The 17,104-nt window shown below is 57.8% G+C and carries 16 protein-coding genes; 8 read left to right on the top strand and 8 right to left on the bottom strand.

Features of this window, described 5'->3' with window-relative positions; genetic code table 11:
* Nucleotides 1-19 precede the first annotated feature (19 nt).
* The gene (gene ectB / locus AC5DB9_RS10715) at nucleotides 20-1,291 is read right to left on the bottom strand and encodes a diaminobutyrate--2-oxoglutarate transaminase (protein ID WP_022958837.1); all 1,272 of its coding nucleotides are present in this window, start codon (nucleotides 1,289-1,291) and stop codon (nucleotides 20-22) included.
* 52 nt (nucleotides 1,292-1,343) lie between these two features.
* A complete protein-coding gene (ectA, locus tag AC5DB9_RS10710) occupies nucleotides 1,344-1,871 on the bottom strand; it encodes a diaminobutyrate acetyltransferase (RefSeq protein ID WP_037509050.1) in 528 nt (175 codons plus the stop codon).
* Between the two features lie 232 nt (nucleotides 1,872-2,103).
* Between ectA and AC5DB9_RS10705 the strand changes: the two genes are divergently transcribed.
* From AC5DB9_RS10705 to AC5DB9_RS10680, 6 genes are all read left to right on the top strand, one after another.
* Nucleotides 2,104-2,634, top strand: a complete 531-nt coding sequence (locus AC5DB9_RS10705; RefSeq protein WP_022958839.1) for a MarR family winged helix-turn-helix transcriptional regulator — start codon at nucleotides 2,104-2,106, stop codon at nucleotides 2,632-2,634.
* 173 nt (nucleotides 2,635-2,807) lie between these two features.
* Complete coding sequence (locus tag AC5DB9_RS10700; RefSeq protein WP_272989280.1) at nucleotides 2,808-3,767, top strand: YbgA family protein; 960 nt, start codon at nucleotides 2,808-2,810, stop codon at nucleotides 3,765-3,767.
* Nucleotides 3,764-5,134, top strand: coding sequence for a deoxyribodipyrimidine photo-lyase (gene phrB / locus AC5DB9_RS10695; RefSeq protein ID WP_272989277.1), 1,371 nt, complete (start codon nucleotides 3,764-3,766; stop codon nucleotides 5,132-5,134). The genes AC5DB9_RS10700 and phrB overlap by 4 nt, the downstream gene beginning before the upstream one ends.
* A 112-nt stretch (nucleotides 5,135-5,246) precedes the next feature.
* The gene (locus AC5DB9_RS10690) at nucleotides 5,247-5,831 is read left to right on the top strand and encodes an ATP-dependent zinc protease family protein (protein ID WP_051151266.1); all 585 of its coding nucleotides are present in this window, start codon (nucleotides 5,247-5,249) and stop codon (nucleotides 5,829-5,831) included.
* Complete coding sequence (locus tag AC5DB9_RS10685) at nucleotides 5,828-7,363, top strand: inactive transglutaminase family protein (RefSeq protein WP_272989272.1); 1,536 nt, start codon at nucleotides 5,828-5,830, stop codon at nucleotides 7,361-7,363. The genes AC5DB9_RS10690 and AC5DB9_RS10685 overlap by 4 nt, the downstream gene beginning before the upstream one ends.
* Nucleotides 7,360-8,472 carry an alpha-L-glutamate ligase-like protein gene (locus AC5DB9_RS10680; RefSeq protein ID WP_022958843.1) on the top strand — a complete coding sequence of 371 codons (1,113 nt, stop codon included), beginning with the start codon at nucleotides 7,360-7,362 and terminating at the stop codon, nucleotides 8,470-8,472. The genes AC5DB9_RS10685 and AC5DB9_RS10680 overlap by 4 nt, the downstream gene beginning before the upstream one ends.
* A 1-nt stretch (nucleotide 8,473) precedes the next feature.
* Here the strand turns inward: AC5DB9_RS10680 and AC5DB9_RS10675 are convergent, their stop codons facing one another.
* The gene (locus AC5DB9_RS10675) at nucleotides 8,474-9,622 is read right to left on the bottom strand and encodes an iron-containing alcohol dehydrogenase (protein ID WP_272989268.1); all 1,149 of its coding nucleotides are present in this window, start codon (nucleotides 9,620-9,622) and stop codon (nucleotides 8,474-8,476) included.
* A gap of 132 nt (nucleotides 9,623-9,754) precedes the next feature.
* Between AC5DB9_RS10675 and AC5DB9_RS10670 the strand changes: the two genes are divergently transcribed.
* Nucleotides 9,755-10,705, top strand: a complete 951-nt coding sequence (locus AC5DB9_RS10670; protein ID WP_272989265.1) for an AraC family transcriptional regulator — start codon at nucleotides 9,755-9,757, stop codon at nucleotides 10,703-10,705.
* Here AC5DB9_RS10670 and AC5DB9_RS10665 read toward each other — a convergent pair.
* The 4 genes from AC5DB9_RS10665 to AC5DB9_RS10650 form a co-directional block, all read right to left on the bottom strand.
* The gene (locus AC5DB9_RS10665) at nucleotides 10,659-11,564 is read right to left on the bottom strand and encodes a DMT family transporter (protein WP_272989262.1); all 906 of its coding nucleotides are present in this window, start codon (nucleotides 11,562-11,564) and stop codon (nucleotides 10,659-10,661) included. The genes AC5DB9_RS10670 and AC5DB9_RS10665 overlap by 47 nt on opposite strands.
* A gap of 135 nt (nucleotides 11,565-11,699) precedes the next feature.
* The gene (locus AC5DB9_RS10660; RefSeq protein ID WP_028968287.1) at nucleotides 11,700-12,371 is read right to left on the bottom strand and encodes a thiol:disulfide interchange protein DsbA/DsbL; all 672 of its coding nucleotides are present in this window, start codon (nucleotides 12,369-12,371) and stop codon (nucleotides 11,700-11,702) included.
* A gap of 128 nt (nucleotides 12,372-12,499) precedes the next feature.
* Complete coding sequence (locus AC5DB9_RS10655; RefSeq protein WP_022958848.1) at nucleotides 12,500-13,126, bottom strand: c-type cytochrome; 627 nt, start codon at nucleotides 13,124-13,126, stop codon at nucleotides 12,500-12,502.
* A 38-nt stretch (nucleotides 13,127-13,164) separates the two neighbouring features.
* Nucleotides 13,165-13,461: a c-type cytochrome gene (locus AC5DB9_RS10650; RefSeq protein ID WP_022958849.1), complete on the bottom strand. Its 297-nt coding sequence runs from the start codon at nucleotides 13,459-13,461 to the stop codon at nucleotides 13,165-13,167.
* 202 nt (nucleotides 13,462-13,663) lie between these two features.
* On the opposite strand from AC5DB9_RS10650, the gene yihA reads away from it, so the two are divergent.
* Nucleotides 13,664-14,272: a ribosome biogenesis GTP-binding protein YihA/YsxC gene (gene yihA / locus AC5DB9_RS10645; RefSeq protein WP_022958850.1), complete on the top strand. Its 609-nt coding sequence runs from the start codon at nucleotides 13,664-13,666 to the stop codon at nucleotides 14,270-14,272.
* 14 nt (nucleotides 14,273-14,286) lie between these two features.
* Here yihA and polA read toward each other — a convergent pair whose 3' ends face one another.
* Nucleotides 14,287-17,016 (bottom strand): DNA polymerase I, encoded by a 2,730-nt coding sequence (gene polA, locus AC5DB9_RS10640; RefSeq protein WP_272990119.1) that lies wholly within the window; start codon nucleotides 17,014-17,016, stop codon nucleotides 14,287-14,289.
* Between the last annotated feature and the right edge of the window lie 88 nt (nucleotides 17,017-17,104).

The following is a 17,104-nucleotide window of genomic DNA, read 5'->3' as shown; positions in this document are numbered from 1 at the left end:
CCGAATAATGCCGGGTGGATCAGGAGGCTTTCTTAACCTCTTTCAACATCACCTCGGCGACCGCTTCAGCCATGATGTCCAGACCGCGGATCAGTGCATCTTTCTCGATGGTCAGCGGGCAGAAGCACTTCACGATGTGACCGCGGTTACCGCAGGTCTCGATGACCAGACCACGCTCAAAACAGGCGCGGGCCACGGCATCGGCGGTGTCACCATCGTTCATCACCAGGCCCTGCATCATGCCGCGACCTTTCACACCGACTTTGGTCACGCCATAGCGGTCAGAGATTTTTTTGAAGCGGTCGCTGACAATCGCCGCCTTTTCAATGACCTGGTTCGCGAAGCTTTCGTCCTGCCAGAAGTGGCGCAGTGCGGCGGCCGCGGTGATAAAGGCATGGTTGTTACCGCGGAACGTACCGTTGTGCTCACCCGGCTCCCAGACATCCAGGTCGGGGCGCAACAGCACTACCGCAAAGGGCAGGCCATAGCCACTGAGCGACTTGGACAGGGTCACGATATCGGGCTTGATGCCGCTGGGCTCAAAGCTGAAGAAGGTGCCTGTGCGACCACAACCCGCCTGAATATCATCGACAATCAGCAGAATGTCGTGCTTGCGGCAGAGTTTTTCCAGACCGCGCAGCCAGTCGGCGTTGGCCACATTCAAGCCGCCCTCGCCCTGCACACACTCGACAATCATGGCGGCAGGCAGATCGACACCGGACGACGGGTCGCTGAGCAGCTTGTCGATCATTTTCAGGCTGTCGACATCGCGACCGTGGTAGCCACAGAACGGCATCCGAGAAATATCGCCCAGCGCCACGCCCGCACCACCGCGGTGATGGCTGTTACCGGTAGCCGCGACACTGCCCAGGGTCACGCCGTGGAAGCCATTGGTGAACGACACAATGGTGTTGCGACCGGTCACTTTACGCGCCAGCTTCATCGCCGCCTCAACAGCGTTGGTGCCGGTGGGGCCCGTAAACTGGAAGGTGTACTCCAGATCACGAGGCTTGAGAATGTGCTCGTTGAAAGCGCTCAAGAACTCGGCCTTCGCTGCCGTGTGCATATCCAGACCATGCGTGATGCCGTCACGGCTGATGTAATCCACCAGCGCTTTTTTCAATGCGGGGTGGTTGTGGCCGTAGTTCAGCGTGCCCGCGCCGGCAAGAAAGTCCAGATACTTGTTGCCCTCGGTGTCGTAGAGGTATTCGCCCTGGGCTTTGTCAAAGGTAACCGGGAAAGACCGGGCGTAGCACTGAACTTCAGATTCAAGCTGATCAAAAATAGTCATGGTTTGTCCTCGTAATTTCGTTAGTTGTTCTAAATCGACGACGGAAAAGTCTTTACGCGCGCTGACCGAAGGGACCGATGCGCAGCAGTGCCTCACTGTCGTGATGGCCCTGAAAGTGCGCCTCGCGCTCAAACCAGATGTGGTGGTTGAGCTCGGTGTCCATGTCCCGCGCAAAGCTACGAAACAGGGCCCAGGAAGCGTCGTTGTCCGGGGTGATGGTGGTTTCGAGATAGCGCACATTCTCACAAGCCGGGCGCCGCACAATTTCTTGCATCATGCGTTTGGCCAGACCGCGTCCGCGCTGACTTTTGTCCACCACAACCTGCCATACGAACACAGTGTCGGGCTTGGCAGGGGGAATGTAGGCCGAAATGAATCCCACCAGTTGCCCGTCTTCTTCAACGGCAACCGAGGTATCGGCAAAGTGGGTGCACTGCAGCAAATTGCAGTAGACCGAATTCGGGTCGAGGGGTGGACTGTTCTCCACCAACTTGTTGAGGGGATAGCCATCTTCGGCCGTTGGCTGGCGAAAGACGAGCTGGAAAGCGTCCGCTTGCGTCGCTTCTTTTGATTTCAACACAATTGATTTGTGTTCATTATAAATCGGAATTGCCAACATCGCTTAAATACCTACAAATCAACGCGATGCACCGATTTCTGAACCCAACCTCCTAAATAATTAGTTAGTACACGATGAATTATAACGCGATAGCTGGGTATTTTTCAAACAGATAGCGGCTTATTGCTGCATCAATGCGATGCATTTTCCCGGCGAGAGCCCTAAAATAGCGCGATCAAGAGGGAACACCACCATGAATGCTGACGCTAATATCGAGGCCGTTTTGATCGCCCTGCGACGGGTGACCCGTGCCGTCGACCTGCACTCCAAACATCTGATGAAAACCTCGGGCCTGACTGCACCACAGATGTTGATTTTGCAAACACTGCGGGATCACGGCGACGCCATCATTTCGGACATCGCCAAGCAAGTCAGCCTCAGCCAGGCTACAGTGACCAGCATTATCGACCGCCTCGAAAAGCGCCAGCTGGTGGTGCGCGAGCGCTCCAGCCAGGATAAACGCAAAGTATTTGCCTGCCTGACCGACGAGGGCGCCGAAATCATTCGCAATGCCCCCACCCCGCTGCAGGAATATTTCAAGCGCCAGTTTCGCGACCTGCAGGACTGGGAGCAAATGCAGATCATCAGCTCCCTGCAGCGCGTCGCCCAGATGATGGATGCCCAGCACATCGATGCCGCACCGCTACTCGACGTGGGTGCAATCGACCGACAAAGCGAGCACGAGCCCTCGCGCTTTGGCTTTGACGATAAAGACGAGAAGTAAATCGCACACCGGGCAGCCACTGGCTTGCCCATTCTCCGGAAACACCACTACGCTTAATCCGCCTGCAGCTGATCTGCAAGGCGGGTCGACGCGTAATGCCTACACAGGCGACCAGCTGCCCCCGCCCCGGATATCAGCGCAGCCATAAATGTCAGCCACGGCAGGAAAAATCCATGGACGAACCACAACGCATTCGAATCGGTATCAGCGCTTGCCTGCTGGGCGAGCCTGTTCGCTACGATGGCGGCCACAAACGACTTCCCTTTGCGACCGATGAATTAAGTCGGCATTTCGATTTCATTCAGGTCTGTCCCGAACAGGCGATTGGTCTCGGCGTGCCGCGCCCCACGATTCGCCTGGTTGGCGATCCCGACAACCCGCGCCTGCAGGGCAGTAAAGAAGGCCCTGCACTGGATGTCACCGAAAAGATGCAAGTCTTCGCCAGCGACACCGCTGCCAAGCTGCAACACATCAGCGGCTATATCTTCTGCGCCAAGTCACCGAGCTGCGGCATGGAGCGGGTGCCGGTGGTGTCGGACAGCGGTCAGGGGCTGGGCAAAATCGGTGTCGGTGTGTTCGCCCGCAAATTAATGGAGGCACTGCCGCTGCTGCCGGTAGAGGAAAACGGCCGCCTCAATGACGTCGCCCTGCGCGAAAACTTCGTCCTGCGCGTCACCGCTTACGCGCGCTGGCAGTCACTGCAACAGCATGGGCTGACCGTTGCCCAGTTGCAGGAATTCCATCGTCGGCACAAGTTTTTGCTGTTGGCCCACAACCAGGCACTGTACCGGGAACTCGGTCCACTGGTCGCAGAGACCGACAAACAAAACCTCGACGAAAACAGCCAGCGCTACATCGCGCTGTTTATGCGGGCGCTGGGCAAACCCGCGTCCTTGCGCAACCACCGCAACACATTGATGCACATTCAGGGCTTCTTTCGCGATCACCTGGAAAGCGATGACCGCCAACAGCTCAGCAAGGTGATTGAAGACTATTCGAATGGCCTGCTGCCGCTGCTGGTGCCACTGGAAATGTTCGCCATGTTCCTGAAGAAATATCACGTGGACTACCTGCTGGATCAGTATTATTTCGACCCCTACCCCCGCGACCTGAAATTGCGAGTTGGCTTGTGACAGCGCTGGCCTGGTTTCGCAACGATCTTCGCAGCCTTGATCACCCGGCACTGTCTGCGGCCGCCGCCAAGGGCGACTGCCGCGCCGTATACTTTCTGTGCCCCGAGCAGCTCGACGAACATGTTATTGCACCGATTCGTCGGCACTATCTGCGACGGGCGCTAAACGCACTGGCCGGGCAACTGGCCGACCTTGGCATTCCCTTCGATATTATTGATGCTGGACACTTTCGAGCACTACCGGCGGCGCTCGTCGACTACTGCCAGCAGCACAACATCAGCGAGGTATTCGCCCACGAAGAGCTACTGGTAGATGAGCGGCGGCGCGACCGTGCCTGCCAGCAGGCACTGACTGTTCCCCTGACGCTACTGGACGACTGCCTGCTGCACCCGCAGCGCGTACTGAAAGATGATGGCGGTCCGTACAAAGTTTTTACCCCTTACGCACGGCGCGGACGCGCCCTGCTGCAAAGTGCGCCACCAAACTGCCTGCGACGCCCAAAGGCTATTGGCAGCCAACTCCCGCCGGCAGAGTGTCCGGCCTTTGGCGAAGAAAAGGATTCCGGCGACTGGCCCGCGGAGGAAGAGGCGGTGCTGAACCAGCTGCGCGACTTTTGCCGGGAACGCGCGGAAGCCTATCGCGAGCAGCGCGATTTCCCGTCGGTGCCCGGCACCTCGAAGCTGTCTGCCGCACTGGCCCTCGGGCTGCTGAGTCCGCGTCAGTGTCTTGCCCGCCTGCACGCGGAGGCGGGCAACGATATCTGGGACCCGAAATCCAATCCCGGCACCTGGCTGAATGAATTACTGTGGCGGGAGTTTTATCACCAGATCGCCTTCCACTTCCCCCGCGTGGTTATGGGCCGGGCGTTCCAGGCAGACACCGAAGCGATTGCCTGGGGCAATGACGCCAAACTGTTTGCCGCCTGGCAGCAGGGCCGCACCGGTTACCCCATTGTGGATGCCGGCATGCGACAACTGGCTGAGACCGGCTGGATGCATAACCGCCTGCGGATGATTACCGCGTCGTTTCTCTGTAAGCACCTGCACATTGACTGGCGATGGGGCGAGCGCCATTTTCTGGAACAATTGATCGACGCCGACTTTGCCTCGAATAACGGCGGCTGGCAGTGGGCTGCCTCAACAGGCACCGATGCCGCGCCGTATTTCCGTATCTTCAATCCCACCACCCAGAGCCAGCGCTTTGACGCGCAGGGCCAGTTTATCCGTCACTATGTGCCAGAACTGGCGCAACAGTCTGATAAAGCCATCCACCAGCCCGGTGAAGTAGGGAATTATCCGGCACCGATTGTGGATCATCGCGCAAGTCGCGAAACAACTCTCGCACTTTTCCAGCAAATTAAGGACTAAAGGCATTCAGCAAACCAGTGTCAGTCATTTTGATAGCGACTGGCGCAGTTCCGGCGCGCTATTCTATGCTTGGCATGGCATAGCGCGCCGCCACTCAACACTGGGAGGAAAAGTGAATAAAACTCGACGTAGCCTGATTGCATTAGTCGCCGGCGTATCACTGTCGGCCTCAGCCATGTCCGACCCCGCTCCGGCAAGCGCCGCCCCTAAAACCATATTCGGCCTCAGTGAATATGTGTACATCGAAGAGCTCGGGGTTCGCTACAAGGCCAAGATTGATACCGGCGCAGAGAGTGCATCGATCAACGCCATCAACGCCGAGGTGAAAGAATCCCGCGACGATGATGAACCCGACATGGTGCACTTCGACCTGGTGCTGCCCAACGGCGATCTGCGCGCGGTGTCCCTGCCGCTGGAAAAACACATTCGCATTATCCGCCGGGCAGGGGACATGGACGAGGGGGACAAGTATTATCACCGTCGTCCGGTGTTGGAAATGACACTGTGCATTGGTGGCCAACGGCATAAAACCGAGGTGAACCTCGCCGACCGCCGCCAGTTCTCAAAAGCCATGTTGATCGGCGCGCGGCCAATCAGCGCTTTCAATGCGATGGTTGACCCCGGCGCCGAATACCTTCAAGACAAAAATGCCTGCGGAAAAGGCGCCAAAGACGACAACAAGGAGAGCGGTGAATGAAGGGCGTAAAACTGCATGTCAAAGTGCTGGCCTTGGCGCTACTGCTGATCGGTGCCGCCAGCATCGCATGGCAGATTTTTGTCCTGAATATTCCAGTCAGTGCAGAGACCACTGAACCGGTCTGGGTCATCGATAGCCGGGTCAGCTTTTCGGCCCGAGAGAACAGCCCGATCAAAGTGCAGATGTTTCTTCCGCCGAGCTGGAGCAAGTTTATTACCCTCGACGAGACCTTCATCGCACGCAACTATGGGGTCAATATCGACGAACTGGAGCAAAACCGTCGCGCCGTGTGGTCGGCGCGACGGGCCGAAGGCCAGCAACAACTGTTCTACCGGCTGATGCTGACCCAGCGCAGTAACCGCCGTCTGTCGAATGAAGAGCCGGGACCGCAGTTCCGCGAAAGCCCCAATCTGCAGGGCGCCGAGAAGGTTGCCGTTGAAGCGCTGCTCAAGCCGGTCCGCGAGCGCTCGGCAGATATCGAGACCTTTATCCGCGAGTCGATCAAACTGATCAACGACAAGAGCAACGACAACGCCCGATTGCTGCTGCGCAACGACTACACCGAGCTGAACAAAGCACGTGTGCTGGAGCTGCTTCTGTCCTCAGCGCATATCCCCGCCGAGCCGGTACACACCCTGCGACTGGTCAGCGGATCAAACCAGCAACCAGAGCTGTGGATGCGCAGTTACAACGGACAGCGCTGGCTGTACTTCAATCCCCAAACCAGCGATTTCGGCTTGCCCGACGACCGTATTATCTGGTGGACCGGCAGCGAGCCGCTGGCGAAGGTCGATGGAGGTCATCGACTCAATGTTGAGATCAACGCCACCCAGCAGACCGTCAACTCGATCATGCTGGCCAAGAACATCAGCGAAAGCCGACAGGCCAATAACTGGTCGCTGCCGATGTACAGCCTGCCGGTGCAAAGCCAGCAAACCTTTGAAATTATTCTGATGATTCCGATTGGCGTCATGCTGATCCTGTTTCTGCGCAATATTATCGGCATTGAAACCCTGGGGACTTTCACCCCCGTGCTGATCGGTCTCGCCTTCCGCGAAACCGAGGTGGTTTGGGGCATTATTCTGTTTACGACCATCTCGGCGCTGGGGCTGGGGCTGCGTTCCTATCTGGAGCATCTGCACCTGCAACTGCTGTCGCGCTTATCGGTGGTGCTGACTTTTGTGGTGATGGTCATGGCGCTGATCAGCGTGCTCGGCCACCAACTTGGCCTCGATCGCGGCCTCGCCATTGCGCTGTTCCCGATGGTCATCCTCACCATGTCGATAGAACGGCTGTCCATTGTCTGGGAAGAGCGGGGCGGTCTGCACAGCGTCAAGGTCGGTATCGGCACCCTGATTGCCGCTACCCTCGCCCACGTGATGATGAGCTACGGCCCGTCGATTTACTTTGTTTTCACCTTCCCCGGCATCCTGCTGATGATGATGGCCATCATGCTGGCCATGGGCCACTACCGAGGCTACCGCATCAGTGAGCTGCTGCGCTTCAAGGCACTACTGAAGGAGGGACAATGATCTCTCTGGTAAACACCTGGCGCACCCTGCGGCGCAAAGGGATTATGGGCATCAACGAGCGCAACGCGGATTACGTGCTGCGCTACAACGAGCGCCATCGCTATCCATTGGTGGACGACAAAATCCTCACCAAGCAGAAAGCCATTGAAAACGGCATACACGTGCCGCCCATGTACGGCGTGATCGATTCCGAAAAACAAATTGCTCAGCTGCAAACGCTGGTCAGTGGTCACCGCGACTTTGTCATCAAACCCTCACAGGGGGCCGGTGGCGACGGCATTATGGTGATTGCCGATCAGTTTGAGGGCTTTTATCGCAGTGCGGGCGGCCGGCTGCTGACCCTGGAAGATCTGGAATTCCACCTGTCCGGCGTACTCTCCGGCATTTACTCGCTGGGCGGTCACCGGGATCGCGCGCTGATTGAGTACCGGGTCATTCCAGACCCGATTTTCAGTGCCATCAGCTACGAAGGTGTGCCCGATATTCGCATCATTGTGCTGAAGGGCTACCCCGTCATGGCGATGTTACGCCTGCCCACCCGGCAGTCTGGCGGCAAGGCGAATCTCCATCAGGGCGCAATCGGAGTGGGGGTAGATCTTGCCACCGGTATTACACTCGACGGCACCTGGCTGAATCGGAAAATCCAGACCCATCCCGACACCACCAACCCGGTACGCGGCGTGCAATTGCCATTCTGGGACGGCTTTATCTCGCTGGCGACGCGCTGCTATGAGCTGACCGGCCTGGGTTATATCGGCGTGGACATGGTGCTGGATAAAGACCTGGGCCCGTTGATGCTGGAACTGAATGCCCGCCCCGGGCTGAATATTCAGATCGCCAACGACGCCGGACTGAGCGCTCGTTGCCACGAGGTTGAAACTGAAATCGAACGACTGGCCGCCAAGGGAATCCGCAAAGCCCCTCCGGAAAAGCGTCAGAAGTTCTGCCAGCAGCACTTTGCCAACGCCGAGTGCGCGGCCTTGCGAAAGCAGCGGGATGAAGAACAGGCCGCTGCGGAAGAAGCCGCCATTCTGGCGGCGGCCAAACGCGACGGCAATCAACCTGAGGTCGATGCCGGGATTCGCATTCCCGGCAATCGCACACCCTGACTCAGGCCACCGCCTGCTGGAGAATCTCCCGGCTCTCCGCAGGGGTGATCGCGCGGCGCTCACCCAGCTTCACCATGCCATGAGACTCCAAACGCGCAACGATGGTATCGATGGCAGCAGCCTTGTCGCCATCGTGCTCCGTTAACTGCGTGGCCACCCCAAGCGAGTGATAGAACGCCTCGATGGCATCAACACAGCGTTCAGCCAAGGCGTCGCCGTCGGAAAGCCCAAAGACATTCCTCGCCATTTGCTCGAGCTTGGCGCGCTTGTACTCAATCTGGTGGCGCAACAGCGAGGGCTGCACTATCGCCAGTGAGCGGCCATGATCTACCCCATACAGCGCCGTCAGTTCATGACCGATCATATGGGTTGCCCAATCCTGCGGCACACCGCTGCCGATAAAGCCATTCAATGCCTGATTGGCCGCTAACATCAGATTTGCTCGCCAGGCATCGCTGTCTCGCTGGGCAAACTTTTCGCCCAGTGTCTTCAAGCTGCGCAGCAGCACTTCAGCGTAGCCTTCCTGCACCATCGCCTCGGTCGGCATGGTGAGATACTGCTCGCAGGTATGGACCCAGGCATCGACCAGGCCATTCGCCAACTGGCGCTCAGGCAGGGTTTTCATCACATCGGGATCGAGCACCGCGAAGTGAGGCTGCACCAGCGGCGAGACAAAATTCAGTTTTTCCTGTGTCGCCGCTTTGGTAACCACCGAACCACCGTTGGACTCCGACCCCGTTGCCGGGAGGGTGAGCACCGCGCCAATCGGCAGAGCTTCTGCAACACGATGCTTGCCCAGCAGAATGTCCCAACCATCGCCGTCGTAACAGGCCGCTGCAGCAACATACTTGGCGCCGTCAATGACGGAACCCCCTCCCACCGCGAGAATGTAGCTCAAGCCTTCCGCTTTCACTTGCTCCACTGCGCGATTCAGGGTCTCTACCGTGGGATTAGGCTCAACGCCAGCAAACTCCTGCCACGTGAATCCTTCCAGTGCGGCAACCGCCTGTTCATAGACGCCATTGCGCTTGATCGAGCCGCCGCCGTACAGCAGCAGCACGCGCGCATCCCTGGGGATCGCACTGGCAATGCGGGCTATCTGGCCCTGACCAAAGTGGATTTGCGTGGGGTTAACAAACGAAAATTTCATGGCAGACCTCACTGATCAATTAGCGTTAACAAGCTGGGCGTCGCCCTCATGAAATGCACAATACTGCTTATCATGGCAGACAAAAACCGAAATATGTGGATTTCTATTGCCTAATCCTGTCAACATCGTCCTATGAATGCTATGACACCGCCGGATAACGTGACAGACATCGCCAGCCAGATACAACAGTATCTCGACCGCAATGGCCTCAGCCAACTGGAGGGAAGCCAGCGGACAGCCATTCCGGGTGTGCATATTTATCGCGCCAGCCGGGGGAGCCCCCGGCAGCCGTTTGTCTATCAGTCCGGCATTATTGTTATGGGCCAGGGTCGCAAGCGCATTCACTTAAACGGCCAGCAGGTCGATTACGGCCCTGGCCGCTATTTGGTTCAGGGTGTTCCATTACCCCTGGAATGCGAGGCACACAGTGATAACGGCCTGCCCTTGCTCGGTGTATCTGTCAGCATTAACACCCCGATGCTTCAGGAACTGATAAGCCAACTGGCACCGCCGGATACCCGTCGACGGGATAGCGACAACCGGGACTGCAGCCTCAGCTCCGATCACCTTACGCCAGGCATGACCACCGCCGTTCATCGGCTACTCGATGCCCTGCTCAACCCGCAAGACGCGGCAATCCTGGGTGTTAGCATTGTGCGTGAGTTGATATATCGCGTTCTTATTGGCCCCAAAGGCCATGTGCTCACCGAGCTTGCACAGCACGATAGCCACTACGCCCGCATTGCGACGGTACTGATCCACATTCACCGACATTTCGCCGACCCGCTCACGGTGGAATCGCTGGCAGCCCAAGCCAATATGAGTCCGTCTGGCTTTCACCGCGCCTTTCGGCAGGTCACCCGCGAAACCCCGCTGCAATACCTGAAGAAGCTGCGCCTGAGCAAGGCGCGCGATTTGATGCTGCACGACGGTCGGCGAGCCAACGAGGCAGCGTGGCTGGTCGGCTATCGCAGCCCGTCGCAATTCAGCCGCGAATTCAAACGCCACTTCAAACAAGCGGCCAGCCATGCCGACGCTACGACGAGCCCAGCCGCCGCTTTTCCACTCGCTGGGACTTACTGAATATCACCATCGCCAGACCACCAATAATTGCCGACGACACAATGAGAAAGTGCAAGGTGAAGGGCTCTGATAACAGCAAAATACCGCCAAAAGCGGTCATCAGCGGCACGCTCAACTGAACACTGGCGGCCGTCGTTGCTTTCAGTTCCGGCAACGCTGAATACCAGACAATGTAGCCCAGCGCAGACGCTCCCGCTCCCGATAACACCGCATACATGACACCCTCTGCCCCCAGTTGCGGGGGCTCGACCGCCAGCATCAACACGCTGAGCAAAGCCGCAAAGGGCAGGGCATAGAGAAAATTGTGCGCCGACACCACGCGCGGATCCCCCGCTTTGCGTCCCAGCAGCGAATAGACGCCCCAGGCGGCTCCGGATACCAGCATGATCAGATAGGCAAAAAGTGAAGGGCTGTCGGCGGAAGCGCCCAGCGCACTTGGCAACATCAGCGCCAGCAAACCGGCATAGGCCAGCATCAGCCCCAGCCACTGGAGGCCATTGAAACGCTCACCGCGAAAAAAGCCATAACCGATCATCACGGTCTGCACTGCAGCAAACAGAATCAGCGCCCCAGCACCTGCCGATACGCGGGCATAGGCATAGGAAAAGGCCGCCGCATAGGCGAACAGCACAAAACCGGAGGTAAGGCGCTCGGTCATCGAGGGCGATACCGCCCGATGAGGGATGTTGCGCAGGAGAATAATCAGCCACAGCATCACGGCTCCCGACAGTAGCCGGAGCAGGGTGAAACTCGCGGCGTCTATCGAACCGCCCAACAGCGCCGCGCGGCAAATCAGCGCATTGCCCGTAAAGGCAAGCATGGAGAGGGCAGTGAAAATAACGAGGCGATACGGCGCCATAACGCAATCCAACAATGGACGAACAGGCATTATGCAGAGCTCGCGCACTGCACCATAGACGACTTTAGTATGGCGCGAACAGCCACAAAAAAGCGCGGCCAGGCCGCGCTTGCTTAATTACCGCTCATGGGCGGATTACTTTTTGGCGGCGCGCTCTTGAGCGATCAACTGTTCAGCGACCTTCAGCATATTGGCTTTACTGCCTGCAGACCGGCCCGTTACGCGGTACTTGCCATTGACGATGATCTCAGGGGTGCCGGCAATACCGTAGCTGCGAGCACGGGCATCAGCTTGGCGTACCTGGCTTTTCACCCCGAAGGAGTCAAAAGCCTTACGGAAATCCTCCGCGCTCACCTCAGTATGAGCCAGGAAGACTTTCTCAATGGCATCGCGGTCACGCAGCGGATTTTTCTTGAGATTAATCTCGTCAAACAGTGGCTGGTGGACTTTATCCAGTACACCCAGTGCCTCTGCGGCATAGAACGCTTGAGCGTGGGTCACCATCAGCTCATTCCACATGGCCGGCGAGCGCACAAATACGACATCGCTTGGCAGTTTTTCTGCCCAGGCGTGCACCATCGGCTCAAAACTGAAGCAGTGGCTGCAGCCGTACCAGAACACTTCCGACACTTCGATTTTGTTCGGATCAGACGTTCTCACAGGCTGGGCAATCTTGATATAGCTCTCGCTGCTGGCTGGAGCGAGAGCAGGCTTGGCATCACCACTGGCCTCAGAGCCATTGCTGCATGCCAACAGAAAGAACGTGGTCAACGACAGTACCCACAGAGACAGGTTTTTCTTGATCATGATTCCCCCAGAGTTTGGTCCACCGGACACAATGTGTGTAAGACCCTCGGCATGGCCGGCGGTTCCAATACCGCTGCCACAAATAAAAAAGGCGGCCACAGCCGCCTTTTTATCTCAAGTCTGCTCGCTTAATTATGCAGGCCTTGGATGAAGCTGGCTACGGCTTCGATCTCGGAGTCGCTCATCTTGAAAGCAATTGTGCGCATGATCTTGGCTTCGCCGTCGTTGTCACGACCTTCTCGACCGTCCATCGCCGCACGGAATGCCTTCAGCTGCGCGACCGTGTAGTCAGCGTACTGGCCAGCCAGTCGGGGATAACCCGCTGCCGCCATACCGGCGCCGGTGGGCGAATGGCAGGCGGAACATGCTGGCACGCCGCGCTCGGCAACGCCGCCACGGTAGATCGCTTCACCCTTTTCAACCAGCTCGGGATTTGCCTGACCGGTGCTGCTGGTCTGGCTGGCATAGTAGGCCGCGATATCGGCAATGTCCTGGTCACTCAGATTATCGGTCTGACCCGCCATCATGGGCACAGGACGTGCGCCGGATTTGATGTCGTGAATCTGCTTGGCCAGGTAACGCTCACCCTGACCAGCCAGTTTCGGGAACGTCGGGGCAGGGCTGTTGCCGTCCGCACCGTGACAGGCAGCACAGGCAGCGGTCTTCGCTTTACCTGCTGACGCGTTTCCTTCCAGCGCGACGGCAGCGCTGCTCAGCGCAACAGAGGCGAAAAAAGCTAGCAGTGTTTTTTTCATGATCACTTACTCTTTAAAGACAGAAACTCTGGCGAGCCTTACTGAGGCTTGGCCATATACTCAATCAGGGCCTGGTAGTCGGCATCGCTACAATCAAAGCACAGACCTTTTGGCGGCATGGCATTGAACCCGTCGCGCGCATGCTTGACCAAGGTCTCCATGCCTTTCTCCATGCGTGGAGCCCACTGTTCGGCGTCAAACGATTTTGGCGCACCGTTGGCACCAAAGCCATGACAGGCGTAACAGGATTTTTTGTAACGTGCTTCGAGATCCGCGTTGGCGCTGGCAGCGACGCTGATGGTGGCAAGAAGTACTGCGAATAAGCAATTTTTCATGGATTACCCTCTCTCTTCTGACCGGCGTCCGCGCTGTAACTGCGATCCGCTGGGTGATGACCCCCCGTAAAAACTGCGGCATTATACACAACATGCTGGAGTCGGGGCCATTTTTTGCCCGGCTTCGCCCAGCCACCCGAGAAATTCCCCGGATTTATCGAGCATCATGTCCAATACCGTAAATTATAGACGCGCCATGTATATGAAAAGTGCCCCAAAACTGGCGCAATGCCCGGAGGACAGCGGTGCGGAAGTCGCCTTTGCCGGGCGCTCTAACGCTGGCAAGTCCAGCGCCATCAATCGCCTGACCGGCAACAGCAAAATGGCGAAGACCAGTAAAACACCGGGACGCACACAGCTTATCAACTTCTTTTCCGTAGACGAACACGACGGCATGCGATTGGTAGACTTGCCCGGCTACGGCTTCGCCAAAGTACCACTTAAGGTGAAGCAGGAGTGGGAGCGCAACCTGGAATATTACCTGCAACACCGTCAGTCGCTGCGTGGCCTGGTGTTGCTGATGGACATTCGTCACCCGCTGACCGACTTCGACACCACCATGATCAACTGGGCTCACGAAGCGGGTATGCCGGTACGTATCCTGCTCACCAAGGCGGACAAGCTAAAACGTGGCCCGGCGATGTCCACACTCCTGTCGGTTCGCAAAGCCCTTGAGCCCTACGGTGCATTGGTAGAAGCCCAGTTGTTTTCAGCGACACGCGGCGACGGGCTTGAAGACCTGCAGGAGCAGCTCGATGTCTGGCTGCTGACCCGCTTTGAGGACGAGGACGAAATCACGCCTGCAGAGTAGCTGCGACGGGCGCCTTAGTGCGCCTCGTCCCAGTTGTCGCCCACACCGACCCCGACTTCCAGAGGTATGGCCAGTTCAGCCGCCCCCGACATCAACGCGACGACTCGCTCGCGCACAGCGTCGAGCTGCGCCTCGGCAACTTCGAGAATCAATTCATCGTGGACCTGCATGATCATTCGCGCATCCGGCTGCTCAGATAGCAGATAGTCGTCCACAGCGATCATCGCGCGCTTGATAATATCGGCGGCCGTGCCTTGCATCGGCGCATTGATGGCTGTGCGCTCGGCGGCCTGACGACGCTGACCGTTGCGGGCATTGATTTCCGGGAGATGCAGGCGGCGACCGAACAGCGTTTCCACGTAGCCCTTTTCCGCTGCCAGCTTGCGAGTGTCTTCCATGTAGCGATGCACACCGGGGTAACGCTCAAAGTACAGATCGATATATTGCTGCGCCTCATTACGTCCGATATGCAGTTGCCGCCCCAAACCAAACGCCGACATGCCGTAGATCAAGCCAAAATTAATCGCCTTGGCATTGCGGCGCTGCTCGTCGCTGACTGCCTCGGGGGCAACGCCGAATACCTCGGCGGCCGTGGTGCGGTGGATATCCTCACCGTTCTTGAAGGCGCGAATCAGGCCCTCGTCACCCGACAGATGCGCCATGATGCGAAGCTCGATCTGAGAGTAGTCCGCCGCCAGTATTTTGTAGCCCTTCGGCGCAATAAAGGCTTTGCGGATACGGCGCCCTTCGGCGCTGCGAATGGGAATGTTCTGTAAATTCGGGTCCGACGACGACAGTCGTCCCGTTGCCGCGACCGCCTGGTGATAGGAGGTGTGAACCCGCCCGGTGTTTTCATCAATCAACTGCGGCAACTTGTCGGTATAGGTCGACTTGAGCTTGGCCAGGCCGCGGTATTCCAAAATGACCTGGGGCAGGGGGTAGTCGTGAGCCAGCTCCACCAGCACCTCTTCGGCCGTCGACGGAGCGCCTTTAGGGGTCTTGCGGATGACCGGAATATTCAGGCGCTCAAACAGGATTTCACCGAGCTGCTTGGGCGATGACAGGTTGAACTCACCGCCGGCAATGTCAAAGGCCTGCTGCTCCAGCACTTTCAACTTGTCGGCTATTTCCAGGCTCTGCTGAGCCAGCATCGCCTTGCTGATCAGCGCGCCGTTTCGTTCGATCCGCGACAGCACGGGCACCAGCGGCAGCTCGATATCGCGATACACTCGCTCCAGCGCCTCATCACCGCACAGCATGGGCGACAAGGCCTGGTGCAGGCGCAGTGTGATATCGGCATCTTCGGCGGCATAGGGCCCGGCCTGCTCCAGCGCAATCTGGTTAAAGCTAAGCTGCTTGGCCCCCTTGCCGGCGATATCCTCGTAGTGAATGGTGGATTCACCCAGATATTTTAGCGCCAGGCTGTCCATGTCGTGCCGACTGCCAGTGGAGTCCAGTACATAGGACTCCAGCATGCTGTCCTCGGCAATGCCACGCAAAGTAATACCGTGGTTTTTAAGCACATTGGCATCGTACTTGAGGTTTTGCCCCAGCTTGGCCTTGTCCGGGTCTTCCAGCAACGGCTTGAGCGCACCCAGGACTTGCTCTTCACTCAACTGCTCAGGTGCGTCGATATAGTCGTGACCAAAGGGTACATAGGCCGCCGTTCCGGCTTCCACCGCAAAAGACACTCCCACGACGCGGGCCTGCATATAATTCAGACTGGTGGTTTCGGTATCAAAGGCGAATAGCGCTGCCTTGCGAAGGACGTCCAACCACGCCTCAAACTGCTTGGCGTCAGTAACAACCTGGTAGTCTTTCTCCAGTGCGGCAGACGCCGTGCTTACCTCGTCATCAACACTGGCGTCGGCATCGCGCAGCAGTTCGTCCGTCCAGCCTTTGAATTCCAGCTCGCGAAACAGCGTCAAAAGACGGCTATTGTCTGCCGGTTGATGCTGCAAATCAGCAATACTGACATCCAGCGCCACATCGCACTTGATGGTCGCCAGTTCATAAGACAACTCGGCAGCATCGCGGGAGTCCTCAAGCTTCTTGGCCAGACTCTTGGCACCGCGAATCTCCAAGGTAGGCACCTCATCCAGGCACGCATAGATATCGCGGATACCACCCAGTGCCTGCAGCAACGCCAGCGCCGTTTTTTCCCCCACGCCGGGCACGCCGGGAATATTGTCGATCTTGTCCCCCATCAGCGCGAGAAAGTCGATGATCAGTGAGGGCGGAATACCAAATTTAGCCTCTACGCCCGCCTCATCCATCCGCGTGTCGGTCATGGTATTGACCAGCGTAACGTGGGCATTTACCAGTTGCGCCATGTCCTTGTCACCGGTCGACACCACCACCGGGCGATCCGCTTCGGCCTGTGCAGCCAAGGTCCCGATCACGTCGTCGGCCTCAACCCCCTCAATCACCAATCGAGGCAGGCCCATAGCGTCCACAATGTCGTGAATAGGCTGGATCTGCGCCCGCAGATCATCGGGCATGGGGGGGCGATTAGCCTTGTACTCGGCAAACAGCTCGTCGCGAAATGTTTTGCCCTTGGCGTCAAATATCACCGCAATGGGGCTATCCGGATAATCCTTTTCCAGACGTCTCAACATGCTGATCACCCCTTTAACCGCCCCGGTGGGCTGTCCCTTGGAGTTCGTCAGTGGTGGCAGCGCGTGAAAGGCGCGATAGAGATAGGAGGAGCCGTCAACCAGCACCAGAGGAGTTTTTGCTGTCATGCCTGCAAATTCATTGTCGTCGGGGAAGGCGAAGTGTAGCACGGCGGTGACAACGACCGTGCAACGTCACAACTCAGCACTCAAAGTG

This window comes from Spongiibacter sp. (assembly GCF_984394615.1).
The sequence above is the reverse complement of the archived record's forward strand: the minus strand, read 5'-3'. Positions and strand labels throughout refer to the sequence as shown.